Source organism: Pseudomonadaceae bacterium SI-3, from assembly GCA_004010935.1.
GTDB lineage: Bacteria > Pseudomonadota > Gammaproteobacteria > Pseudomonadales > Pseudomonadaceae > Stutzerimonas.
In genome coordinates this window covers 1,867,728-1,889,407 of sequence record CP026511.1, presented here as the reverse complement: position 1 = coordinate 1,889,407, position 21,680 = coordinate 1,867,728, and the positions used below count along the sequence as shown (strand labels likewise).

Below are 21,680 nucleotides of genomic sequence, written 5' to 3'. Positions count from 1 at the left end.
TCAGCTGGTTCAGGCCGTTTCGACACCGTCCCCCGCGCTCATCACAAGTGGCCGAATCTTTTGCAGCTGCGTCTCCAACGAGTAGGTCAGGCTCGATGCCATGGAGAAGAAGGTCAGGAAGGCCTTTAGGTTCGAGTCCTCATGACAGGTATCGTGGATGCGCTGCCAGAACGCTTGATTGACCAGCTGCAACTGCTGGAACGACCTCACCAATCCCCGCAACTCCCAATCGGCGTGCCGTCCTTCGCGCAGGTTGAAGTACTGTCTCGCCAGGTACAGCGATACCGCCCGAAGTACAAACTCCTGATTGCTCGCGAACGGCAAATGCTGATGGGCCATCGGCTTGAGCCGGCCAAGTATCGGACATGCACTGGTGGCCATGATCACACCCAGAAGCGCGCGCAATCCCTCTTCCAGCCCGACCAGCTTGTTGTACTCCCGCTCAGGGGTACGGACATGCACCTGCGCTTTACGAATGGCGGGCAGACCTTGGAAATCCTCGATGACTCGATGCAGGTCAACCGCCGCCGGGCAATGGCTGAACTCGTTACGACTCAACGGGCAATTGTTGCACTGCTGATGATCCAGGCGCGTCCATCTCGGCGCCAGCTTCGCAGTCTCGTGATCAAAGACACGGTCCGGCTCGATCCGGTAGCAGAACTCATGCTCGTCATCGAGGGTGATTCGGTATTCGATTGCCATCTATGCTCCGTCTGCTGGCAGATATCGTTATCTTCACGAAGTCCCGCTCAACGCAGACTCGTAAGTCGCACGCTCTATCGGTGAACGTGCGGGTCTTGCAGGCTGGCGTTGCGGACGGCTCAGCCCTCCAACTCGGCCCAACGCTCGAGCAGCGCATCGAGCTCCAGCTGCATCGCTTCGAGCTTGGCAATGGTTTCGCCGGTCCGCTCAGCACTCTGCTGATAGAACGCCGGCTGTGCCATCTCCTCTTGCAGCGCAGCGATGCCCTTTTCCACTGCGTCAATCTTGCCCGGCAGTGCTTCCAGCTCGCGCTGAACCTTGTAACTGAGCTTTTTTTTCGCTGGGGCCGGCTCAGCAGGCGCTTGCTGTGCAGCCGGCTTTGCCTGAGCCGCCTCAGCCTTCGCCTCTTTGCTCTCCTTACCTTCACCGACGCCGAGCAACTTTACCGAGCCGCCTTGACGCAGCCAATCCTGATAGCCACCGACGTATTCACGAACCACGCCATTGCCTTCGAATACCAGCGTGCTGGTCACTACGTTATCGAGGAATGCCCGGTCGTGGCTCACCATCAGAACCGTACCCTGGAAATTCAGCAGGACTTCCTCCAACAGCTCGAGGGTTTCCACATCGAGATCGTTGGTGGGCTCATCGAGGACCAGCAGGTTGGCGGGTTTGCTGAATAGCTTGGCGAGCAAGAGCCGTGCCCGCTCGCCGCCCGAGAGTGCTTTAACCGGCGTACGGGCGCGCTGGGGACTGAACAGGAAGTCTCCAAGGTAGCTCAGGACATGTCGGTTCTGGCCGTCGATGGTGATGAAATCGCGTCCCTCGGCAACGTTGTCGACGACGGTCTTTTCCAGTTCCAGCTGGTGACGCAGTTGGTCGAAATATGCCACTTCCAGCTTGGTGCCGGGTTCTACCGTGCCGCTGGTTGGTTGCAAATCGCCAAGTAGAAGCTTGAGCAACGTGGTCTTGCCGGTACCGTTGGCGCCGAGCAAGCCAATACGGTCGCCACGCTGCAACACCGCCGAGAAGTCGCGAATCAACAACTCGCCCCCCGGATGTCCGAAGCTCGCATGTTCGACGACGATGACCTGCTTGCCAGACTTTTCAGCGGCGTCAATCTGAATGTTGGCCTTACCCTGCTGCTCGCGTCGTTCGCTACGTTCAGCACGCAGGGCTTTCAGCGCTCGTACGCGCCCTTCATTGCGGGTACGCCGCGCCTTGATGCCCTGGCGAATCCACACTTCTTCCTGAGCCAGCTTCTTGTCGAACAGCGCATTGGCCGTCTCTTCGGCTGCCAGCTGCTGCTCCTTGTGCACCAGAAAGCTCGCGTAGTCGCCGTTCCAGTCGATCATGTGGCCGCGATCGAGCTCAAGAATGCGGGTTGCCAGGTTTTGCAGGAACGCGCGGTCGTGAGTGATGAACAGCACCGCACCGTTGAACCCGGTGAGCGCTTCTTCCAGCCAGGCGATAGCGCCGATGTCCAAGTGGTTGGTCGGCTCGTCGAGCAACAGCAGATCGGGCTCTGACACCAGCGCCTGGGCCAGCAGCACGCGCCGTCGCCAGCCACCGGACAACTCGGCGAGGGTTTTATCGGCCGGCAACTGCAAGCGGCTCAAGGTGCTGTCCACCAATTGCTGCAGGCGCCATCCATCCTTGGCTTCGAGCGCCTGCTGGACATGCATGAGCTTGTCGAGATCGGCTTCGTTCTGGATGTTTTGGCTCAGATGATGATATTCGGCAAGCAACTGCCCCACCCCGGCCAGCCCCTCGGCGACCACATCGAAGACCGTACGCTCATCGGCAATCGGCAATTCCTGCGGCAACTCGCCAATCTTCAACCCTGGCGCTCGCCAGATTTCGCCGTCATCTGGTAGCTGGCTGCCCTTGACCAGGCTGAGCATGCTGGATTTGCCGGTGCCGTTGCGCCCGATAATACAAACCCGCTCACCCCGCGCAATCTGCCAGGACACTCCATCGAGCAATGGATTGTTGCCATAGGCGAGGGACACATCGGTCAACTTGAGCAGGGTCATGACTATCTCCGGAAAACAGGGCGCGCATTCTAACAGAAGGCATCGCCCCGCCGGGCTGCAGCGGACGCCTGGCGGCCTGTTTGACGATAAATTTCCGCCGGCGCGTCAGCTTCTGCCTGAGCGGACCAGGACAGCCCTGACCCGGCACGGACATGACGCTCGTCGGAAGTTTCGCTTTGGACCTTTCAAGCGCTTAATCCTCGTTTAACTGCTTGAGCGGCCAAGCTAAGCTAGCCGCAGAAATTCCCGTACCTCCCCCCGTTTTCGGAAGTCTCATGCGCGGTCGACTCTCCAGTATCTGTTTGTCTCTGTTTCTCTCCGTCATCACCCTTGAAACCACCCAAGCTGCGAGTTTGCAGCAGCAGCGTCAGTTGTACGACGAAGCCAAGCGGGCCTTGGCCAAGGGCGATAGCGGACCATACCGGCGCCATGCCAGCGCCCTGCGTGACTATCCGCTCGAGCCCTATCTGGCATACGACGATCTGACCGCACGCTTGAAAACTGCCAGCAATGACGAAGTGGAGAAATTTCTCGCCGAGCATGGTGATTTGCCACAGGCGAGCTGGATGAAGCTGCGCTGGCTTCGGCTGCTGGCGGCGCGCGGCGACTGGCGCCCCTTCGTCGCTCACTACGACCCAAAGATGAACTTCACCGAACTTGACTGCCTGTATGGTCAATACCAGCTCATCAGCGCTCAGAAGGAACAGGGCTATGCCACCGCCGAAAAGCTCTGGCTGGTGGGCAAGTCCCAGCACAACGCTTGCGATGCCCTGTTCGAACGGTGGGAAGACGAGGGGCAGCTTACCGAGGCTCTGCGCTGGAAACGGGCCAAGCTGGCAGTCGAGAACGGCAACTATGGCCTGGCCAAGTTCTTGGTCAAAAGCCTGCCGACGCTGAAAGCACAGGGCGAGCTTCTGCTCGATGTCGCCCAGAAGCCACAGTTGCTCAGCCAGCCTGAACGCTTCTCGCCAGCCACCGAGACCATGGGTGATGTCGTCTCGATCGGCTTACGCCGGTTGGCCCGGGCAAACCCGGAGCAAGCCCTTGGACTGCTCGACAGCTACGCCAGGCGGATGTCCTTTTCGGCGGAAGAAAAGGTATCCATCGCACGTCAGATCGGCCTCACCCTGGCCAAGCGTTTCGACCCCCGCGCACTCAAAGTCATGGCTGAATACGACCCAGAGCTGCGTGATGACACGGTCAGTGAATGGCGGGCTCGTCTGTTGCTCCGCCTGGGCCGCTGGGATGACGTCTATGCGCTGACTCAGCGATTCCCCGAAGAGCTCGCCAACAGCAATCGCTGGCGGTACTGGAAAGCGCGCAGCCTGGAACTGGCGAAGCCCAAAGATGAGCGAGCCGTCCAGCTCTACCAACCGGTCGCTGGCGAGCGCGACTTTTACGGTTTCCTTTCGGCTGACCGCATCCAGGCGCCCTACAAGCTCAACCATCAGCCCCTCGCGCTTGACCCAAAGCTGGTCCAGAAGGTCCGCAATACCGCTGGGATTCGCCGCGCCATGGAATTCCATGCTCGCGGGCAAATCGTTGATGGGCGCCGCGAGTGGTATCACGTCAGCAGGCTGTTTAGCCGAGACGAGCTGGTTGCCCAGGCGCGACTGGCCTATGAGATGGAATGGTACTTCCCTGCAATTCGCACCATTAGCCAGGCGAAGTATTGGGACGATCTGGACATCCGCTTCCCCATGGCCCATCGCAGCAGCCTGGTGAACGCCGCGAAAGCGCGTGAAATCCACCCGAGCTGGGTGTTTGCGATCACTCGCCAGGAAAGCGCATTCATGGCCGACGCCCGCTCCCATGTGGGCGCCACAGGCCTGATGCAGTTGATGCCGGCTACAGCGAAAGAAACGGCCAAGCGCTTTGGCATTCCGTTGTCGTCGCCCCAACAAGTGCTCAACCCCAACATCAACATTCAGCTAGGCGCCGCCTATCTCAGCCAGATTTACGGTCAGTTCAACGGTAACCGAGTGCTAGCTTCGGCGGCTTACAACGCCGGACCCGGGCGGGTTCGCCAATGGCTGAAGAATGCAGACCACCTTCCCTTTGACGTGTGGGTCGAGAATATCCCGTTCGATGAAACCCGCCAGTACGTGCAGAACGTACTGACCTATTCGGTCATCTACGGGCAAAAGCTCAACTCGCCACAACCACTGGTGGAATGGCACGAGCGCTACTTCGATAATCAGCGATAAGGAGTAAGGATTGGATGAGCTGCGGCGTATGTTTGGCGCCGCAGCAGGCGCAGAAAGGCTTAGTTGTGGCGCCGTTCCAGGTGCGGTGGCTTGCCCCAGCCGAGGTTACTCGAGCACTTCAACAGGCATGCCAATCTGCAACTGGCCAGTGCCTTCGGCGATGAGATTCTGACCAAAGAATACGCCGCCATCGCCCTTCCGGTAGTTCATCAGCGTAGCCAGTGGCTCGCGGACGGGGCTCCGTTCACCGCTCAGCGGATCGATAGTCGGGATGATGCAACGTGAGCAGGGCTTGACCACGCGGAACGCCAGATCACCGATGCGAATGCGCCGCCAGCCATCCTCGGCGTAGGGCGCCGCCCCGGCGATCACTAGATTGGGCCGAAACCGGCGCACATCGAGTATTTGCCCAACCCGGGCCGAAAGATCATCGAGTGATCGCTGGCCGATCAACAGAAACGGAAATCCATCGCTGAATGCCGTGCATTCGCCTGGCCGGGCATAATCCTGATCGACCTGGATGCCCCGCGATGTGGGCAGATGCACCAGTCGACAAGGACGACCAAGCAGGCGTGTCAGCCACTCAGCCGCAGCGTCGCCAGCATCGGGCGCCTGTAGACTTTCCCGCCAGATCAGCACGCCACGCTCAACGCCACCCTCCTCCGGAACCGCAACAGCCAACGCATCCATCCCCGGCGCCGTCAACAGTAGCTCGGCGTCACCTTGCCAACGAGCGTTCAGCAACGCCATGCCGGGCAGCATTCGCTGGGTCAGGAATTTTCCGCTTGCGGCGTCGACCACCATCCAGCGCCGGTCACCATACACACCCAACTCGTCGCATCGTTCCTGTTCCAGTAACTCAGCCGAACCGGACTTGAGTGGAAAACGGTACAACGAGGAAAGGTGCATGCGGGGCCCTCGAGCGATTGGTCAGGTCAGCGTGTTTCGTCCAGCAACAAACGCTCGCGGACGACGTCCACCAGTTTCTCCGGCTGAAACTTGGAAAGGAAGTTGTCACAGCCAACTTTCTGCACCATTGCCAGGTTGAAGCTCCCGGAGAGGGAGGTATGCAACACCACGTAGAGATCACGCAGGCGCGGATCGTTGCGGATCTCCGTCGTGAGCCGGTAGCCGTCCATCTCCGGCATTTCGGCATCGGTGAACACCATGAGCAGACGATCAGTGAGCGCCTCCCCACTATCTGCCCAGGCCTTCAGTTTGTTCAAGCCCTTCATGCCATCGCTGGCGGAGTGCACGGTGATACCCAGCTGGCTCAAGGTTTCTCGCAGCTGCGCCAGGGCAACGGTCGAGTCGTCGACGCAAAGCACTTCGCGCCCTCTGGCGCGCTCGAGCACCGGATCAGTCAAGCGCTCCGGCGCGATGCTCGTGTTGTAGGGCACGATCTCAGCCAAGACCTTTTCCACGTCAATGACTTCGACCAGCCTGTCCTCGACCTTGGTGATCGCTGTGAGGTAGTGCTGCCGTCCCGCGGTGGTCGGCGGCGGCAACACTTCCTCCCAGTTCAGGTTGAGGATGCGGTCTACGCCGCCGACCAGAAACGCCTGAATCGAACGATTGTATTCAGTCACGATGATGGTGCTGCGCTCATCCGGAACCAAAGGTCGCAAGCCAATGGCACGCGACAGGTCGATGACCGGCAGCGTCTGCCCGCGCAGGTTGACCACGCCGCATACCGAGCCGTGCCGGTGCGGCATCAGCGTCATCTTCGGCAGCTGCACGACTTCCTGCACCTTGAACACGTTGATCGCGAACTGCTGCCGTCCGGACAGACGGAACATGAGAATTTCCAGGCGATTCTGCCCCACCAAACGGGTGCGTTGATCGACTGACTCCAGAATGCCGGCCATTGCGGGCTCCTTTGGCTAATAAGGGACTTAGGAGCTATCGGCCGCAAGTGCCCATGCTTTATCCGCTGGCGATAGATTTTGTCAGCCCTGCCCGCTCGTTGCGCTCGTATCTGAACCGCAAATGATCAGGCGGACGGATCATCGTGCTCGATCAGTGGCTCGTCACGCAGCAGCGGGCTGTCCGCAGGCAGGTGCAACCGCAGAGCTCGGCGTTTCACGGAGAAACGCATCTGCTTTGCAGCGACCGGTTCGCCGTCAAGATTAATACTGATTTCTTCGGGCGCCTCCACCTCGAACCATGGCGCACGGGCATTTACCGAGACCGTATCGATGCCCAGCAATCCGCCACTTAGCAAGGTACCGAGCGTCCCGACCGCATCGGCCGGCGCAGGGACGATACAAATATCGAGCAACCCGTCGACGATCGAGGCCTGAGGGCAAAGCTGCTGCCCACCACCCGACTGGCGACCGTTGCCAATGCCCAGCGCTAGAAATTCCCCCTCCCAAGTAAAACCGGGCGCCACGAAGCGCCCCCAAGTAGCCCGCAACTCACTGAAGCGCGACAGGCCGGTCAACAGATAGGCACTCCCGCCCAGAACCCGTTTAAGCTCTGACGAAGTGGTGGCGGTCACTTTGGAGCCGAAACCACCCGTCGCCATGTTCATGAAAAGCTCGCCGTTCATTTCACCGACGTCGACCCAAACAGGTTCGCGATTTAGCAGGGTGAGCGCGTCAAACGGTTCCAGCGGTATCTCTGCCGCATGGGCGAAGTCATTAGCGGTGCCCAGCGGCAACACCGCCAAACTCGCGTCAGTACCGCTGTCGATCAGAGCCTGTGCCATCTCCCGTAAGGTCCCGTCACCGCCGCCCGACACCAGGGTCCGATAACCCGCCGCCAGCGCTTCCTTGACCAGGCGCTCGGTGTCCCCCGGCTCCCACGTCACCCGGACGGCGAGCTCGTTACCCAGCTGACGCCATTCGGTTACGGCCGCCCTAAGTTCTTCGTTGAGCCCTTGCTTCCCATGAAGGACGAGCAATGCCTTGGGTTCATTCATGCAGGTCGTTCCAGTCATCCGTTTCAGTATGCGCAGATAGACACGCTGCAGGCGCATAAAGTTGTGGAAAGGCCCGCGCCACAGGCTTAAGCCGACCACGTAAAACACTGACCACCGGTCAGCGAAAGAAGCGGAAAAAGCCTGCAAGCCGACCTTTTTGATCGCTTTATCACTTACATATCAACGAGTTGCGTGGCGCATTTAATTCTTTTGGGGCAATTGGCTCTTTGCACGATTCCGGTGAACTCATTTCTTGAAGGGCGGTCGGAGCACTTGTCCAGGTGAGGGTTGCAATAGCGGCCTGCCATCAGAACCGCGGATCGCGGCGATCAAAACGAGTATTGAGCTAGCAATAGCCATAGGAAGGAGCCTTGTATGCGCTTACAGTCCGTTGGAACCCTTGAGTACGCCCACCCCAGTTTCGTTGATTACTTTCTTGCCAGCATTCGCCTGATTCACGGGCTGACCTCTGTGCTGCCGGGCGTTCTGTTGTTGCTGTTTCTGCCCCTCGACCTGCCCGCAGGCGGAGGCACGTTCAGCACCTTCCTGATGTTTTTCGGCGTGATCAGTGTCGTTATCTTTCAGTCGGTAGGCATCTACAGCGAGGAAGTGTTTAGCACGTTGCTGCGCTTTCGCACCATGCTCGTTGCCTGGGCCGCGGCTTTCAGCTTGATGATTTTCATGCACCAGGGCCTGGGCATGTTCGGCTACCTCGAAGCCAAACATCTGACCTTCTGGTTCGTCACGAGTGGCATCCTGTTCGGCGCCGAGCGACTGATGATGCTCGCGCTGTTCCGCCGCCTGATGTCGAAAGGCGTGTACCTGCAGAATGCCGTAATCCTTGGCGGCACCGACAACGGCGTGCGCGTTGCCGAGTATCTGGCTAATCACCGCGATATCCGCACTGGCGTGCTCGGCTTCATTGACGACCGCCTCGAGCGCCTGCCGAAGACGTTGGCCGATCTGCCGCTCCTGGGCAATACCCGCGACCTGGAACAGATGATCCGTGAGGAAAAGGTCACCCAGGTACTGGTCGCGTTGCCCTGGTTTGCCGACAGCCGCATCGGTCAGTTGATCAACGAGTTGCGCCGACTCCCCGTCAACGTTCTGCTGGTACCGGACATGGTCGCTTTCCGCCATGCCAACAAGCGCATCACCGAAGTCGGTGGACTGCCGACGCTGATTGCTTCTGATCTGCCGCTGCGTGGCTGGTCGCCAATGTTCAAGCGCATCGAAGACATCGTGCTTTCCAGCCTCGCTCTGCTGGCGGCTGCCCCGGTCATGCTCCTCCTCGCGCTGGCCATCAAGCTCGACTCGCCCGGCCCTGTGTTGTTCAAGCAGAAGCGCTACGGCTACAACAACCGACTGATCGAAGTGTTCAAGTTCCGCTCGATGTACCACGCCAAGTCGGATGCCAATGCCGAACGGCAAACGACGCGCGACGATGACCGCATTACCCGAGTGGGTCGTTTCATTCGCAAAACCAGCCTCGACGAGCTGCCACAACTGCTCAACGTATTCCTTGGCAGCATGTCCATGGTCGGTCCGCGCCCTCATGCAACCGCGACCAAGGCCGCAGGCGTGCTGTTCGAAGACGCCGTATCGGAATATTCCGCAAGGCATCGCGTCAAGCCGGGCATCACCGGCTGGGCGCAAATCAATGGCTACCGCGGTGAGACCGATACCCTGGAGAAGATCGAGAAGCGCGTCGAATACGACCTCGATTACATCGAGCGTTGGTCGGTCTGGTTCGACATCTACATCCTTGCCCGCACCATCCCCGCCCTTCTGTTCAACAAGGATGTCTACTGACCGCCACACGCATTGACCAGCTCCATCCTGGCACCAAGCCACATTCATGCGCGAGCGCAGCAGGAAGATTGAACTAATGAAGCGAGCCAATATCAGATTTGCGTTCTGCAACATGCAGACCTGTATGCCCATGACACCTGGGCTACGAGGCTGAGCGAAATGTTCCAGAACATATTGATTGTCTGTGTGGGCAACATCTGCAGAAGCCCCGCAGCCGAAGCGTTGCTAGCCCACAAACTTGAAGGCAAAGGCCTGACGATAAGTTCGGCAGGCATAGGTGCTCTAGTAGGCAACCCAATGGACAAGACTGCACATGAGGTGCTTAACGACCACGGAGTGGAACACACGTCCCACCGTGCCCGTCAGGTCGATAGCGAAATGCTGCATCGCGCAGACCTGATCCTTGTGATGGAACAAAGCCATGTCCAGCACATTCGTCAGATCGCACCCGAAGTACATGGCAAAACCTTCCTGCTGGGTAAATGGCTGGACGATACGGAAATCCCTGATCCCTACCGCCAGTCCAAGCCCGCATTCGAACATGTTCACAGCCTTCTGACTCAGTCCGTCGAAAGCTGGCTTCCTTACCTGAAATAAGAAGAAGGAACTTCAATGACCACCATGCCCCGACCCATCTATGAAACAAAAGAGGACAAGGACATTGACCTGGCCCACCTCTTTGACACGTTTCTAAATAACCGAGCGCTGATACTCACCATTACGGGGTTCTTCGCCGCGCTGGGTGTTGCCTATGCCCTGCTCGCGACGCCGGTATATCTGGCAAGCGCGATGATTCAGATCCAGGCGAAAGGTGGCTTGCCAAGCCTTACCGATGTGGTTGGCACCGCCCCAGCCGTTTCGCCGGCGCAGACCGAAATCGCACTACTCAAGTCGCGCTCGGTGGTTGGCGGAGCGGTCGAGGATCTGAACCTCGACATCATCATCGAGCCTCACCACTTCCCGGTGGTCGGCGGTTATATGTTCCGTCGATTCGAGCCCACCGAGGAAGGTGAGCTGGGCTGGTATCCCGAAGGCTTTGAATCCTACGCATGGGGTGGCGAATCACTGCGCGTCACGCAGCTGATCGTGCCAGACAAAATGCATGGCGAAGAGCTGACGCTGGAAGCCGCCGAAAACAACGGCTTCATCCTGCGCGACCCCGAAGGCGAGGTAGTCGTGCAAGGGGTCGTCGGCGAGCCCATCGAGACCCCGGATTACGGCATCACCGTGGCAGAGCTGAACGCACGGCCGGGCACCACCTTTACTGTGATCAAGAACCGCACCTACGCCACCACCGAGGACTATCAGAATCGCCTGAATGCCGGTGAGCGCGGCAAGCAGTCGGGCATCCTCAACGTGACGTTGGAGGGCACCGATCCAGAAAAAGCAGTCACGGTGCTTGAGGCAGTAGCGCAACGCTATGTCGACCAGAACATTGCGCGCAACGCGGCGGAAGCGACCCAGAGCCTTGAATTTTTGAGTGAGCAGGTGCCGGAGGTCCGCAAGAAGCTCGACGCCGCGCAGACAGCCCTGAACGAATTCCAAACCGGCAATCGTTCGGTGGATATCTCGGCGGAAACCCAGTCGGTGCTTGATCGCATCGTTGATCTGGAGAGCCAGATTTCCGAGCAGAACCTCAAGCGCACCGAGATGGAAAGCCGCTTCACCCGTCAGCACCCTAATTTCCAGGCGCTGATGAACCAGATCAATCAGTTGCAAGCGCAAAAGACTGAACTGGAAAAGCAGATCGGAACCCTGCCGTCTACTCAGCAGGAGCTGTTGCGCCTTAACCGCGATGTAGAGGTTTCTTCTGAAACCTATTCGATGCTGCTGAACAAGACTCAGGAGCTGGACATCATTCGTGCCGGGACAGTGGGCAACGTGCGCATCGTTGACCACGCTGCGGCAGACATCGACGAGCCAATCAAGCCGAACAAGCCGTTGATTGTCATCGTCGCCACGCTGCTTGGCGGGATTCTTGCGGTCGCCTTCGTATATGTCCGCGAAGCACTCAAGCGTGGCGTGGAAAATCCAGAAGAGATCGAGCGCGTTGGCATTCCGGTGTACGCGGCGATTCCGTTTAGCGAGAAGCAGGGCCTGCTGGAAAAGCGCCTGGCCAATTTCAAACGGGACAAGAGCAGCGCTTCGTATCTGCTCTCGATCAATGATCCCGCCGATCTGGCGACCGAAGCGATGCGCAGTCTGCGCACCAGCTTGCACTTCGCGATGATCGAAGCGAAGAACAACATTCTGATGATCACCGGCCCGAGCCCGGCGGTGGGCAAGTCGTTCGTGACCAGCAACCTCGCCGCAGTTATCGCGCAGTCCGGCAAGAAAGTTCTGCTGATCGACGCCGACATGCGCAAGGGGTATCTGCACAAGGTTATGCGCTGCCAGGGTGAAAAAGGCCTTTCCGACATCCTGTCTGGCCGTATCACGCTGTTCGATGCAATCCAGAAAACCCAGCTGAATAACCTGCACGTGATCACCCACGGCCAGCTACCGCCTAACCCATCGGAACTGCTGATGCACGAGAACTTCTCGCGCTTCGTCAAAGAGATCAGCAGCATGTACGACCTGGTGATCTTCGATACTCCGCCTATCCTGGCCGTCACCGACGCCGCACTGGTCGGCAGCCAGGCCGGCACCACCCTGATGGTGACGCGTTACGGGCTGAACGGCGTGAAGGAAATCGAGTTCGCCAAGCGACGCCTTGAGCAGAACGGACTTCTGGTCAAAGGCGTTATCTTCAATGCCGTGGTGCGCAAGGCGTCGACTTATAGCGAGTACGGTTATTACCAGTACGAGTATCAGAGCAAGTAACGCTTCTCTGACTTTAAGTAAGTCCCAGCACATTACCCACTGATGCTATCCGAACCGTTCTCCTGATTATCAAGGAGAACGGTTCGCATCGAGTACTTATCAACAGGGCCGTCGAGTTGACAGTTGGCCCTCTGGAGATAAAGGTCATCATGGAACGTCGCCCCCTTTCTCTTTTGTTTCGCACCGCAAGGTTGATAGCCGGCCTGACGATTGCCGGATGCGTGTCGTTTGTGCAAGCGCAGCCCAGCGAAGATAAAGGCATCGACCTGATCGGCATCAATATGTCCGGTGCAAACTTCGCTCCGCATATCACGCCTGGAAAACTCGGCACCAATTATTTTTATCCTGAAGAGAAATACTTCAAATATTACGCGGACAAGAACATTCGCTTGATTCGGTTCCCCTTCATCTGGGAGCGCCTGCAACATGATCTGTACAAAGGCGTGAATTTCGATCAGATGCGGTTGCTCAAGCGAACGCTCGACTTCGCCGCCCAACATAACCAGAAAGTCATTCTGGATATGCACAACTATGGGCGGTACAAGGGCAAGCTGATCGGTTCGCCACAAGTACCCTACGAAGCTTACGCAACTGTTTGGCGCAAGCTTGCCGAAGAATTCAAGGACCACCCTGCATTGTTGGGCTACGACATCATGAACGAGCCCCACTCCACCGATGGGTTGTGGCCTGGAGCAGCACAGGCAGCGGTCGATGCCATCCGCAAGGTGGATATGGACAGCTTGATATTCGTCGAAGGTGACCGCTGGGCGAGCACCTTTCACTGGCGCTACGTCAATGAGGATTTTCTGATCGAAGATCCGGCAAACAAGATCATCTACGAGGGCCACCTGTACCTCGACAAGGATTTTTCCGGGCGCTATGCGAAGGACGAGGTGGTCGATCCAATGTTAGGGGTGGAGCGCGTTCGGCCGTTCGTTGAGTGGCTGAAGGAAAACAACCTGAAGGGTTTTCTCGGCGAGTACGGTGTGCCTGGCCATTCAGATTCGATGCTGGTCGCGATGGACAACCTGCTCGGCTACCTCAACGAAAACTGCATGCCCAGCGCCTACTGGGCGGGCGGACCAGGCTGGGGCAAATATGTTTTGGCTATAGAACCGCTCAACGGCAAGGACAGGCCTCAGATGGATGTCCTGCAAAAGCACATTCCCAATAGCTGCAAGGAGTATGGCCCTACCCCGCAGCCTTGACAGGCTTGTGGCATGGTTCGCGGCGAATGGTGTGAAGCCGTTCAGAAGTTTTCAGCGAAACCTGAAAATCACACGCAACCCTGCCACTCCTCGCTTGTCCAAATTCAACCTTACATCGAGCGGCTTAATGCGGGCGGAACTCAAACACCCCTGCGCAATCCAATCAGCTTGGATACTGAACCATTGCTGGAGCCAGTTGGCCTACCACCGCTCAGCGGTACGAAAGGTGGCGGCGCACCGAAGCAATTGATGTGGCAATCCTGAAGCTTGAGTTTGTTGCGGCGTAGTTAATCTGGAATGGAAATGCACCTAAGGACCCAGGTGATGACAAACATCAGCTCGAAATTTTTCTTTTTGCCGTTGGCCGTGCTGGCAATCGTCTTGCACTTTTCGGTATTTGGCGACAGCACGCATAACCCGATCGGCTTCAAGTTCCTCAACGAAGCTTATCTGGCTGTTTGCCTAGGTCTTTCGCTCCTGTTGATTCTCGCCAGTACCGAGGAAGCTTCCAGAGAATTTCGCATCCTGATGTATTACGCTTTTTACAGCGTATTCGTGTTCACCGTGCTGCCTGCAATCTTCTCGTTCTATACCTTTGGCCAGCCAATCACCTACGGCCTGATCGAAGAACGTCGGATTCTTTTTACATTTGGCTTCGTACCGCTGCTATTGCTTGCCAAGCACATCAGCACCCGCCAGTTCGAGCATGCACTAATCTACGCGGCACTGATTGCTGTGATCCTCTCTTGGTGTTTCAAGTTCGGACTGGTCCCGGATCTGCGCGAGGAGCAAACATCCTGGGACCGCCCGGACCGCTCATCCATCGGACCGTTCCTGATTTGTTTCGCCTATTTCTACTGCATTCAGGTATGGGCAAAAGGCAAGTCGCCTATCAATGGCGAACAACGACAGCGAAAACTGTACCTCCTCATTGCCGCCGTACTGTTGCTGACCCTGGTCTTTGCCACTCAAACGCGTCAATTGATTGTGCTATGTCTAGCATTCACGTTGTTCTCATTGAGGGCCAAGGCAATTATCTGGGCTGCCTCGCTTTGCGTGCTGTTGTCGCCGTTGTTTTTTTATCCAGAGCTTCTTGAAGTCCTCGGCCTAAACATCGAGTTCTACGAGAACAGCCTAGATGGCGATGTGGAGGATGGCGTGCGCCCCTATACGATCGCCTCCGTCTTCAGTCATTTGAGCCTGGTTAACTGGCTACCCAGCGGATCTTTGTCGCTGATGTGGCAGGACGGCTTTATTCCCTATTTCGGTGAGCACTTCTTCCTGTCCGATATTGGCATCATTGGAACGCTGTTTCGCTTCGGTTTTCTCACTTTCCTGCTGGTCCCCCTGACATTGTTTGTCTACCGACGGATCGCCCGCAGTATCAACACCGAAATGGAGTTCACCTACGCAGTGATGCTTGCCTTCTTCGTGATATGGCCACTTAACGGTCTATTCGAATATACCCAACCAGTTATTTGTATGCTTTTCGTATTACATGCTCTACGGGCACGCCATCTTCGCAGCAAGGAACGAGTACATGAACGTCGCACTTATTCTCAACTACAAAGCTGCTACTGAGACGATCAGCTGCGCTGAAAGCCTGCTCGAGCATTGCACGACGATTGGCCATATCGTCATCATCGACAATGATTCGCAGGACGGTTCCGCCATCGCTCTTCAAAACTGGCTGGATGAAAAAGCTTATTCAAATGTGACTTTGCTTTGTAATCCAGACAACAGCGGTTATGCGGGTGGCAACAATTACGGGTTGCGCTGGGCAATGGAGCACCTGCAGCCCGAGTATTTCTGGGTTATCAATAACGACACCTATGTAGACAGTGATGCCTTCTCACCGCTATTGGAAGCATTGCAGCGCAATGATCGCCAGTTTGTCGGCTCGCTCGTATTGAGCGCAGACACAGGCCGACTGGAGTGCTACGGAGGCGGAAAGCTCTATCCGATTCTTGGCAAGGCTCGATTACTCGGAAAAGACCAGAGCATCGAAGCGTCTCAGCGACAGAATCCTCAGCACGTTCCAGACTACATTATGGGCTGCAGCCTGGCGTTTTCGGCCGCTTTGACTGAAGAAATCGGTTTGATGGATGAAGACTACTTCATGTATTTCGAAGAAGTGGATTGGCAATACCGTGCGAAACGCTTTGGTGTTTCGACGAGAGTGATCCCTGAAAGCCGCCTATATCACTACGGCTCACTCAGTCTGGGCAACCGCTCAGCGTTTTATCACTACTACCGCAACCGAGCAGCCACCCGTTTCAACAAGCGTTTCTACGGCCCAGCATTCGCGATTGTCTCCGCGTTCCTGCTTTCGGCCGTTACAACTGTCAAGGAATACAAAAATCCCACCCTCGCCTGGTCAGGTATCAAGGGCGCCTTTAAGGGAGTAGCAATGAGTGTCGAGTGATACTAATGCGTTCGGAATAGATTTCTTTTCCGGCAATAAGAAAACTTTATTGACCTGCATACGCGAGGGAGTCAAGCAACCCTATTCGTTTGTGGTGACGCCGAACGTTGACCACCTCGTTCAACTGGAACATGACGAACAGCTGCGTGATGCTTATTTCAAAGCGCGCTGGAGAGTCTGCGACAGCCGAATTCTTTTGTCGCTGTTGAGCCGCCTGGGCGTGCATCTGGATGAGGCTATTCCCGGCAGTGATTTGACGCTCGATCTGCTCAAATGGGCGGACCGGGATCGGCTGCGAATTGTACTGATCGGTTCGGCAGCGTCCGAAGCCGACAAACTCAGAGCCCTTTATCCCGGCATTTCCCTCTATCACTACAACCCGCCGATGGGCTTCATAAAGAAGCCGGAAGAAGTGCAGCGTTGCCTGCAGTTCATTCGTGAAAATCCATCGGAGCTGGTTCTGTATGCCGTGGGTACGCCGCGCGGAGAAGTCCTGGCCGCAGCCACTCAGCCCTATGAGCGCACGGGTATGGGCTTCAGTATCGGCGCCTCCATTTCTTTTGCGACGGGGACCATCAAGCGGGCCCCGAAGTGGATGCGCGAATACAAACTCGAATGGCTTCATCGCATGTGCATGGAACCGCGCAGGCTCGCCAAACGCTATTGGGCGGACGCGGTGTATATCGTGCCAGCCTTTTTGCGGGAAAAAAGCTCCAGGCAGAAAGGCAGCCCAGCAAAACAGGAGTCTTGACCAAATATTGCAAGCCATCTTCCGGACACACCGGTCACTGATGCAGTGGTCGGCAGTCTGGAAGCGTATTGAAAAACTTCGCTGCCGTTCAGCGCCACGTGCCAGGCAGGAGCGAAGCAAGAGCACCTAAGAAAACCTATCTTCGAACAGGGAAGAAAATGAAAGCAATCATCACGGGTATCACAGGACAAGACGGCGCCTACCTGGCAGAACTTCTGCTGGAAAAAGGCTATACCGTCTACGGCACGTTTCGTCGCACCAGTTCAGTCAATTTCTGGCGAATCGAAGAGTTGGGCATCGATAAGCACCCCAACCTGCATCTTGTTGAGTATGACCTGACCGACTTGTCTTCCAGCATCCGGTTGCTTCAGAACACTGGCGCAACCGAGGTGTACAACCTCGCCGCCCAGAGCTTCGTAGGGGTTTCCTTCGAGCAGCCGCTGACCACTCTGGACATCACCGGCGCGGGCGCCGTGAACCTGCTGGAAGCCATCAGGATCGTCAATCCTAAGATCCGCTTCTACCAAGCTTCGACCTCGGAAATGTTCGGCAAGGTGCAGGCCATTCCGCAAGCCGAAACCACACCGTTCTATCCCCGCAGCCCTTATGGCGTTGCCAAGCTCTATGCGCACTGGATGACAATCAACTACCGCGAGTCATACGGAATATTCGGCTGCAGCGGCATCTTGTTCAATCATGAATCTCCCCTGCGCGGACGTGAGTTCGTGACTCGGAAAATTACCGATTCGGTGGCCAAGATCAAACTGGGCAAACTCGACGTGCTAGAGCTCGGCAACATCGATGCGAAGCGTGATTGGGGCTTCGCCAAGGAATATGTCGAAGGTATGTGGCGCATGCTGCAGGCGGACGAACCCGATGTTTTCGTGCTTGCAACCAACCGAACCGAAACAGTGCGTGATTTCGTGACGCTGGCATTCAAGGCGGTTGATGTCGAACTTCAATGGGAAGGCTCCGGCGAACAGGAGCAAGCCACCGACGCGGCAACCGGCAAGGTCGTTGTACGGGTCAATCCGAAGTTCTATCGCCCGGCAGAAGTCGATCTTTTGATCGGCGATCCGCAGAAGGCCAAGGACGTGCTGGGCTGGGAGCCTAAAACGACACTCGAGCAACTGTGCCGCATGATGGTTGACGCTGATATGCGCCGCAACCAGCAAGGCTTTTCGTTCTAGGGCCTTCGACCGGCGCTCCTCGCTCTTGATCAGGCTCCCGGCTGAGATCCGTTTACCCAGATGGGTAACCACTCAGGATAGCCAGCCGATACCTGATCCGGAGCGGCCTGTTCGCGGTCCCTGCGGTCGGCGGCACCGGCTCTGCTGGCACACCGAGCCCGTGTTGGCGTTATGGCACCGCTCGGCCTAATGGAGCCATTGACGGTATCCATAACGCCATATCCCACGCCTATACCAAGGCTTTGCATCGCCGTAGAAACTGGACTTTCATCCTATCGGGAAGATCATGCGTAAAGTGCTGATTACCGGCGCCACCGGTTTTACCGGCCGCTACATGGCAGAAGAGCTCGCAGCCTGTGGCTACGAGGTCCATGGCCTCAGCTATCGTCAACCCGTCGGCGAACTGCCTGCGGCTATTTCAGCCGTCCATTGCTGCGCACTGAACAATGCAGAGCTGCTACGAGCCTTGCTGGCGGAAATACGCCCAACCTATGTCGTGCACTTGGCGGCGGTCTCGTTCGTCGCACACAGCGATGCGGATGCCATCTACACAGCCAACCTGCTCGGCACTCGCCATCTGCTGGAAGCGTTACGTACCACCGCTGCGACCGAACTCGAAGGCGTGCTGCTAGCCAGCAGCGCAAACGTCTATGGAAACGCTACCGAAGGCGTCCTGGATGAGTCGTCGCCCTTTGCTCCCGCCAATGATTACGCTGTGAGCAAAGCTGCCATGGAGTTCCTCGCCAGGCTTTACCAGGGTCGTTTACCGCTGATAGTCAGCCGCCCGTTCAACTATACGGGCGTTGGGCAGGCTGAGCAGTTTCTCATCCCGAAAATCGTGACGCACACGCGCCGTCGGGCCGCGGTCATCGAGCTCGGCAATCTGGATATCGCCCGCGATTTCTGCGATGTCCGTCAGGTTGTCCAAGCCTATCGACGCTTGCTCGAAACACCGGCTGCGATTGGCCAAACCGTCAATATCTGTTCTGGATCAGCCTATACGCTCGAGTACGTACTCGAACAGGCAGCGGCCATCTCCGGTCACCGCATGGAGGTCCGGGTCAACCCAGCGTTCGTGCGCAGCGCGGATGTGAAGAACCTGTTCGGCAGCAGAGCCAAGCTGGACTCGTTGATTGGCGACATGTCCCGAATCGAATTGAAGGAGACGCTGCGCTGGATGATCGAGCATCCCTCCACAGCGAGCGCATGACGCTAATCAGCGTTACTACCAGCATCGAGGTGGCGGATCTCGGTCTACGGCGGTACTCGCGCCTAAGCGCACAAACAATGAGTTTAAAAGTGCCTCGCTCAACGGCCTGCCGTGCTTAGTGGGGTCGATTAACCTTATCTGGCCAGGCAATACCAATGTCCGAAACCGTCACTGGCATGCTTTGTTAATTTTCTATTTCGCTTGGCGACGGCAGCGTTGCAGCCCCGCCTCATTTATGCACATCCGTCGTGAACCGCAGAGAAACGGAGCGGTCTATGGCTACTGTGAGCAACGCAGCGCCTTCTCCCTATACGGGAAAGACGCTAACCCAAGGTTGAGCGGAACCTATTCAGTGGCTCATCCAGCACCGATCTCACAAAAAGTCTGAAGATATACCTCTCAGAGCTTGCAGTAGCGGCATCAGGAACAGCTGAGATTGGATGCGTTTGTTGCACCGCCGAAAGAGCTTCGGCGATTGTCGATAGACGAGTCAGTGTCGGCTCGCTCCTTCAGCTAAAGGTGAATTGCGCTGTTTCACTTCGTAAAAACAACTATTCCGTCAAGGATGAAGAAACCATGAAACCACTATTTGCTCTCGCTTTCTCTTCCGTGCTGGTGTTGCAGGGATGCGTATTCTCTCCTGGTCAGCACCTGGATCCCGATCAGTTCAAGGACGGCGCAGAAACGGAAGATGGCACCGTCCAGCTGATGCGCATTACCCCTGAAATGCTCAAGGGCGAAGTCTCTTCCGACCAAGGCACCTCCAGCAAGCAAGAGCTACTGAGCTTCAAGCCCGAGGCTTACCGCATCGGCGCTAATGACCTTCTCTACATCACCGTCTGGGACCATCCTGAACTGACCGCTCCTTCGGGCCCGCAACAGCAGCTGGATGCTAACGGTCGCCTGGTTCGTCCCGACGGCACCCTGTTCTATCCCTACATCGGGAACATCGAAGCAGCTGGCAAGACGATCGAGCAACTTCGCTCCGATATTTCCAAAAGGCTGGCCAATTACATCGACAGCCCTCAAGTCGACGTCAGCCTGCTGCGTTTCGGTAGCCAGCGCATCGTGCTTTCCGGCGCATTCAATACGGCTGGCGAAGTCGAAGTGACTACCGCTCCGATGACCATCATGCAGGCTATTGGTCAGGCCGGTGTCGATACCGATACGGCGGATCTGTCCGGTCTGATGCTCAAGCGTGACGGCCGTGAGTACATGCTCGATCTCGACGATCTGAACCGTCCGGACTCCTGGCTGCACAAGGTTTATCTGAAGGACGGCGACCAGCTCCATCTGCCGTACAACGATCAGAAGAAGGTCTACGTTCTGGGCGAGGTGGTGAATCCGCAAGCCATGACATTCAAGGCAACCAGTCTCAACTTGATGGATGCTATCGGCACCGCAGGCGGCATCCGTCAGGACACCGCCGATGGCGAAGCGGTTTACGTTATTCGTGGTGCAGAGAATATCGCCACTGAAAAAGCCACAGTGTTCCAGCTGAATGCCGCATCCCCTGCGGCCTTCGCTCTGGCTCAACACTTCCCACTGCAACCGCAGGACGTCGTGTTCGTTGGACCGGCTGGTATCACTCGCTGGAACCGCTTCATCAGCCAGCTGCTGCCGTCAGCTAACGTCATCGGTACCGGCGCTGCGTTCAACCGGTAACACAAGTAATCATCAGGTCTGAATCGGCCTGATCAAAACCGCAGTCAGCCATAAGCGACTGCGGTTTTTTATTGCTCTATCGAACCCGCCTGAGTTGCAGCATGCGCTGACCCTGTTCAACTACTCAGTCGGAATCGTCGGGTCATCTTCGAATATATCGGCGTCTTCATTGCTGACTTTCGTTTCTTCTGTATCGGACATCGGCGCATCGTTGATGCTAGCGCCGTCCGAATCGCCCGGAAGGGGCTGGTCGCTGCTCGCATCATTCGCAGCTACTAGCCTTCCAATATTGCCATGTGTTCCCCACAACATTTCGTCTCGCATGACTCACCTCGCTACCGGCCGCCAGTGACTTAGAGATCCGAGCCATACGAACGCGGATCGTGCGTGTCCGCCAGTCGGGCCCCACAGCGGCTGCGTAACGTTCTAAAGATGCTGGCGCAGCGCAGAAATTGATCAGGCTCGCATGTAGTACCGTAAGGCATGAAAAATTCCCGTTAATCGACGGGCTTTTTCGCAGACGTCCTTGGTCACCTCCCGCGCTCCACCGCCACCATTCAGTGACCGAAGCAAGGTCGGTGTTCAACTTTCAAATGCATCGCAGAACAACGGCTCAGTAAAGACATACGGGACAATGCCGCGGCGTCCCTGCCCCTTGCAGAGCTCACTCAGTAGCGCCGCATGGCAGCCTGGCGCACGGAGCGCTCGCTCTCCTGATAAACTTGCCA

The 21,680-nt window shown here is 57.0% G+C and carries 17 protein-coding genes; 11 read left to right on the top strand and 6 right to left on the bottom strand.

The features are described 5' to 3' along the window. Positions 1-9 precede the first annotated feature (9 nt). Both C1896_09060 and C1896_09055 read right to left on the bottom strand, forming a co-directional pair. Positions 10-702 carry a hypothetical protein gene (locus tag C1896_09060; protein ID AZZ45045.1) on the bottom strand — a complete coding sequence of 231 codons (693 nt, stop codon included), beginning with the start codon at positions 700-702 and terminating at the stop codon, positions 10-12. A 119-nt stretch (positions 703-821) separates the two neighbouring features. Further along, positions 822-2,738, bottom strand: coding sequence for an ABC transporter ATP-binding protein (locus C1896_09055; protein ID AZZ45044.1), 1,917 nt, complete (start codon positions 2,736-2,738; stop codon positions 822-824). Positions 2,739-3,013: 275 nt separating this feature from the next. Here C1896_09055 and C1896_09050 point away from each other — a divergent pair, with 275 nt between their 5' ends. After that, entirely contained in the window at positions 3,014-4,945 is a 1,932-nt protein-coding gene (locus tag C1896_09050) for a lytic murein transglycosylase (GenBank protein AZZ45043.1), read from the top strand. A 105-nt stretch (positions 4,946-5,050) separates the two neighbouring features. Here the strand turns inward: C1896_09050 and C1896_09045 are convergent, their stop codons facing one another. The 3 genes from C1896_09045 to yegS form a co-directional block, all read right to left on the bottom strand. Beyond that, positions 5,051-5,854 (bottom strand): MOSC domain-containing protein, encoded by an 804-nt coding sequence (locus tag C1896_09045; GenBank protein ID AZZ45042.1) that lies wholly within the window; start codon positions 5,852-5,854, stop codon positions 5,051-5,053. A gap of 26 nt (positions 5,855-5,880) precedes the next feature. Continuing rightward, the gene (locus C1896_09040; GenBank protein ID AZZ45041.1) at positions 5,881-6,813 is read right to left on the bottom strand and encodes a chemotaxis protein CheV; all 933 of its coding nucleotides are present in this window, start codon (positions 6,811-6,813) and stop codon (positions 5,881-5,883) included. 125 nt (positions 6,814-6,938) lie between these two features. Next, on the bottom strand, positions 6,939-7,868 hold the full coding sequence (gene yegS, locus C1896_09035; protein ID AZZ45040.1) for a lipid kinase YegS: 930 nt from the start codon (positions 7,866-7,868) through the stop codon (positions 6,939-6,941). Positions 7,869-8,243: 375 nt separating this feature from the next. Here yegS and C1896_09030 point away from each other — a divergent pair, with 375 nt between their 5' ends. The 10 genes from C1896_09030 (at position 8,244) to C1896_08985 (ending at position 20,952) form a co-directional block, all read left to right on the top strand. Beyond that, the gene (locus C1896_09030) at positions 8,244-9,680 is read left to right on the top strand and encodes an undecaprenyl-phosphate glucose phosphotransferase (GenBank protein ID AZZ45039.1); all 1,437 of its coding nucleotides are present in this window, start codon (positions 8,244-8,246) and stop codon (positions 9,678-9,680) included. Between the two features lie 159 nt (positions 9,681-9,839). Beyond that, a complete protein-coding gene (locus C1896_09025; protein ID AZZ45038.1) occupies positions 9,840-10,277 on the top strand; it encodes a low molecular weight phosphotyrosine protein phosphatase in 438 nt (145 codons plus the stop codon). 15 nt (positions 10,278-10,292) lie between these two features. Continuing rightward, positions 10,293-12,503 carry a tyrosine-protein kinase gene (locus C1896_09020; protein ID AZZ45037.1) on the top strand — a complete coding sequence of 737 codons (2,211 nt, stop codon included), beginning with the start codon at positions 10,293-10,295 and terminating at the stop codon, positions 12,501-12,503. A gap of 191 nt (positions 12,504-12,694) precedes the next feature. Beyond that, positions 12,695-13,711: an endoglucanase gene (locus C1896_09015; GenBank protein AZZ47589.1), complete on the top strand. Its 1,017-nt coding sequence runs from the start codon at positions 12,695-12,697 to the stop codon at positions 13,709-13,711. A gap of 324 nt (positions 13,712-14,035) precedes the next feature. Then, on the top strand, positions 14,036-15,292 hold the full coding sequence (locus C1896_09010; GenBank protein ID AZZ45036.1) for a hypothetical protein: 1,257 nt from the start codon (positions 14,036-14,038) through the stop codon (positions 15,290-15,292). Next, the gene (locus C1896_09005; GenBank protein ID AZZ45035.1) at positions 15,252-16,136 is read left to right on the top strand and encodes a glycosyltransferase family 2 protein; all 885 of its coding nucleotides are present in this window, start codon (positions 15,252-15,254) and stop codon (positions 16,134-16,136) included. The genes C1896_09010 and C1896_09005 overlap by 41 nt, the downstream gene beginning before the upstream one ends. Next, positions 16,126-16,887, top strand: coding sequence for a glycosyltransferase (locus tag C1896_09000; protein AZZ45034.1), 762 nt, complete (start codon positions 16,126-16,128; stop codon positions 16,885-16,887). The genes C1896_09005 and C1896_09000 overlap by 11 nt, the downstream gene beginning before the upstream one ends. A 158-nt stretch (positions 16,888-17,045) precedes the next feature. Beyond that, positions 17,046-18,077: a GDP-mannose 4,6-dehydratase gene (gmd, locus tag C1896_08995; GenBank protein AZZ45033.1), complete on the top strand. Its 1,032-nt coding sequence runs from the start codon at positions 17,046-17,048 to the stop codon at positions 18,075-18,077. Positions 18,078-18,363: 286 nt separating this feature from the next. Beyond that, entirely contained in the window at positions 18,364-19,287 is a 924-nt protein-coding gene (locus C1896_08990; GenBank protein ID AZZ45032.1) for a GDP-mannose 4,6 dehydratase, read from the top strand. Positions 19,288-19,863: 576 nt separating this feature from the next. Then, a complete protein-coding gene (locus C1896_08985; protein ID AZZ45031.1) occupies positions 19,864-20,952 on the top strand; it encodes a capsular biosynthesis protein in 1,089 nt (362 codons plus the stop codon). A 120-nt stretch (positions 20,953-21,072) separates the two neighbouring features. On the opposite strand, the gene C1896_08980 is transcribed toward C1896_08985, so the two are convergent. Next, positions 21,073-21,276 carry a hypothetical protein gene (locus C1896_08980; GenBank protein ID AZZ45030.1) on the bottom strand — a complete coding sequence of 68 codons (204 nt, stop codon included), beginning with the start codon at positions 21,274-21,276 and terminating at the stop codon, positions 21,073-21,075. Positions 21,277-21,680 lie beyond the last annotated feature (404 nt).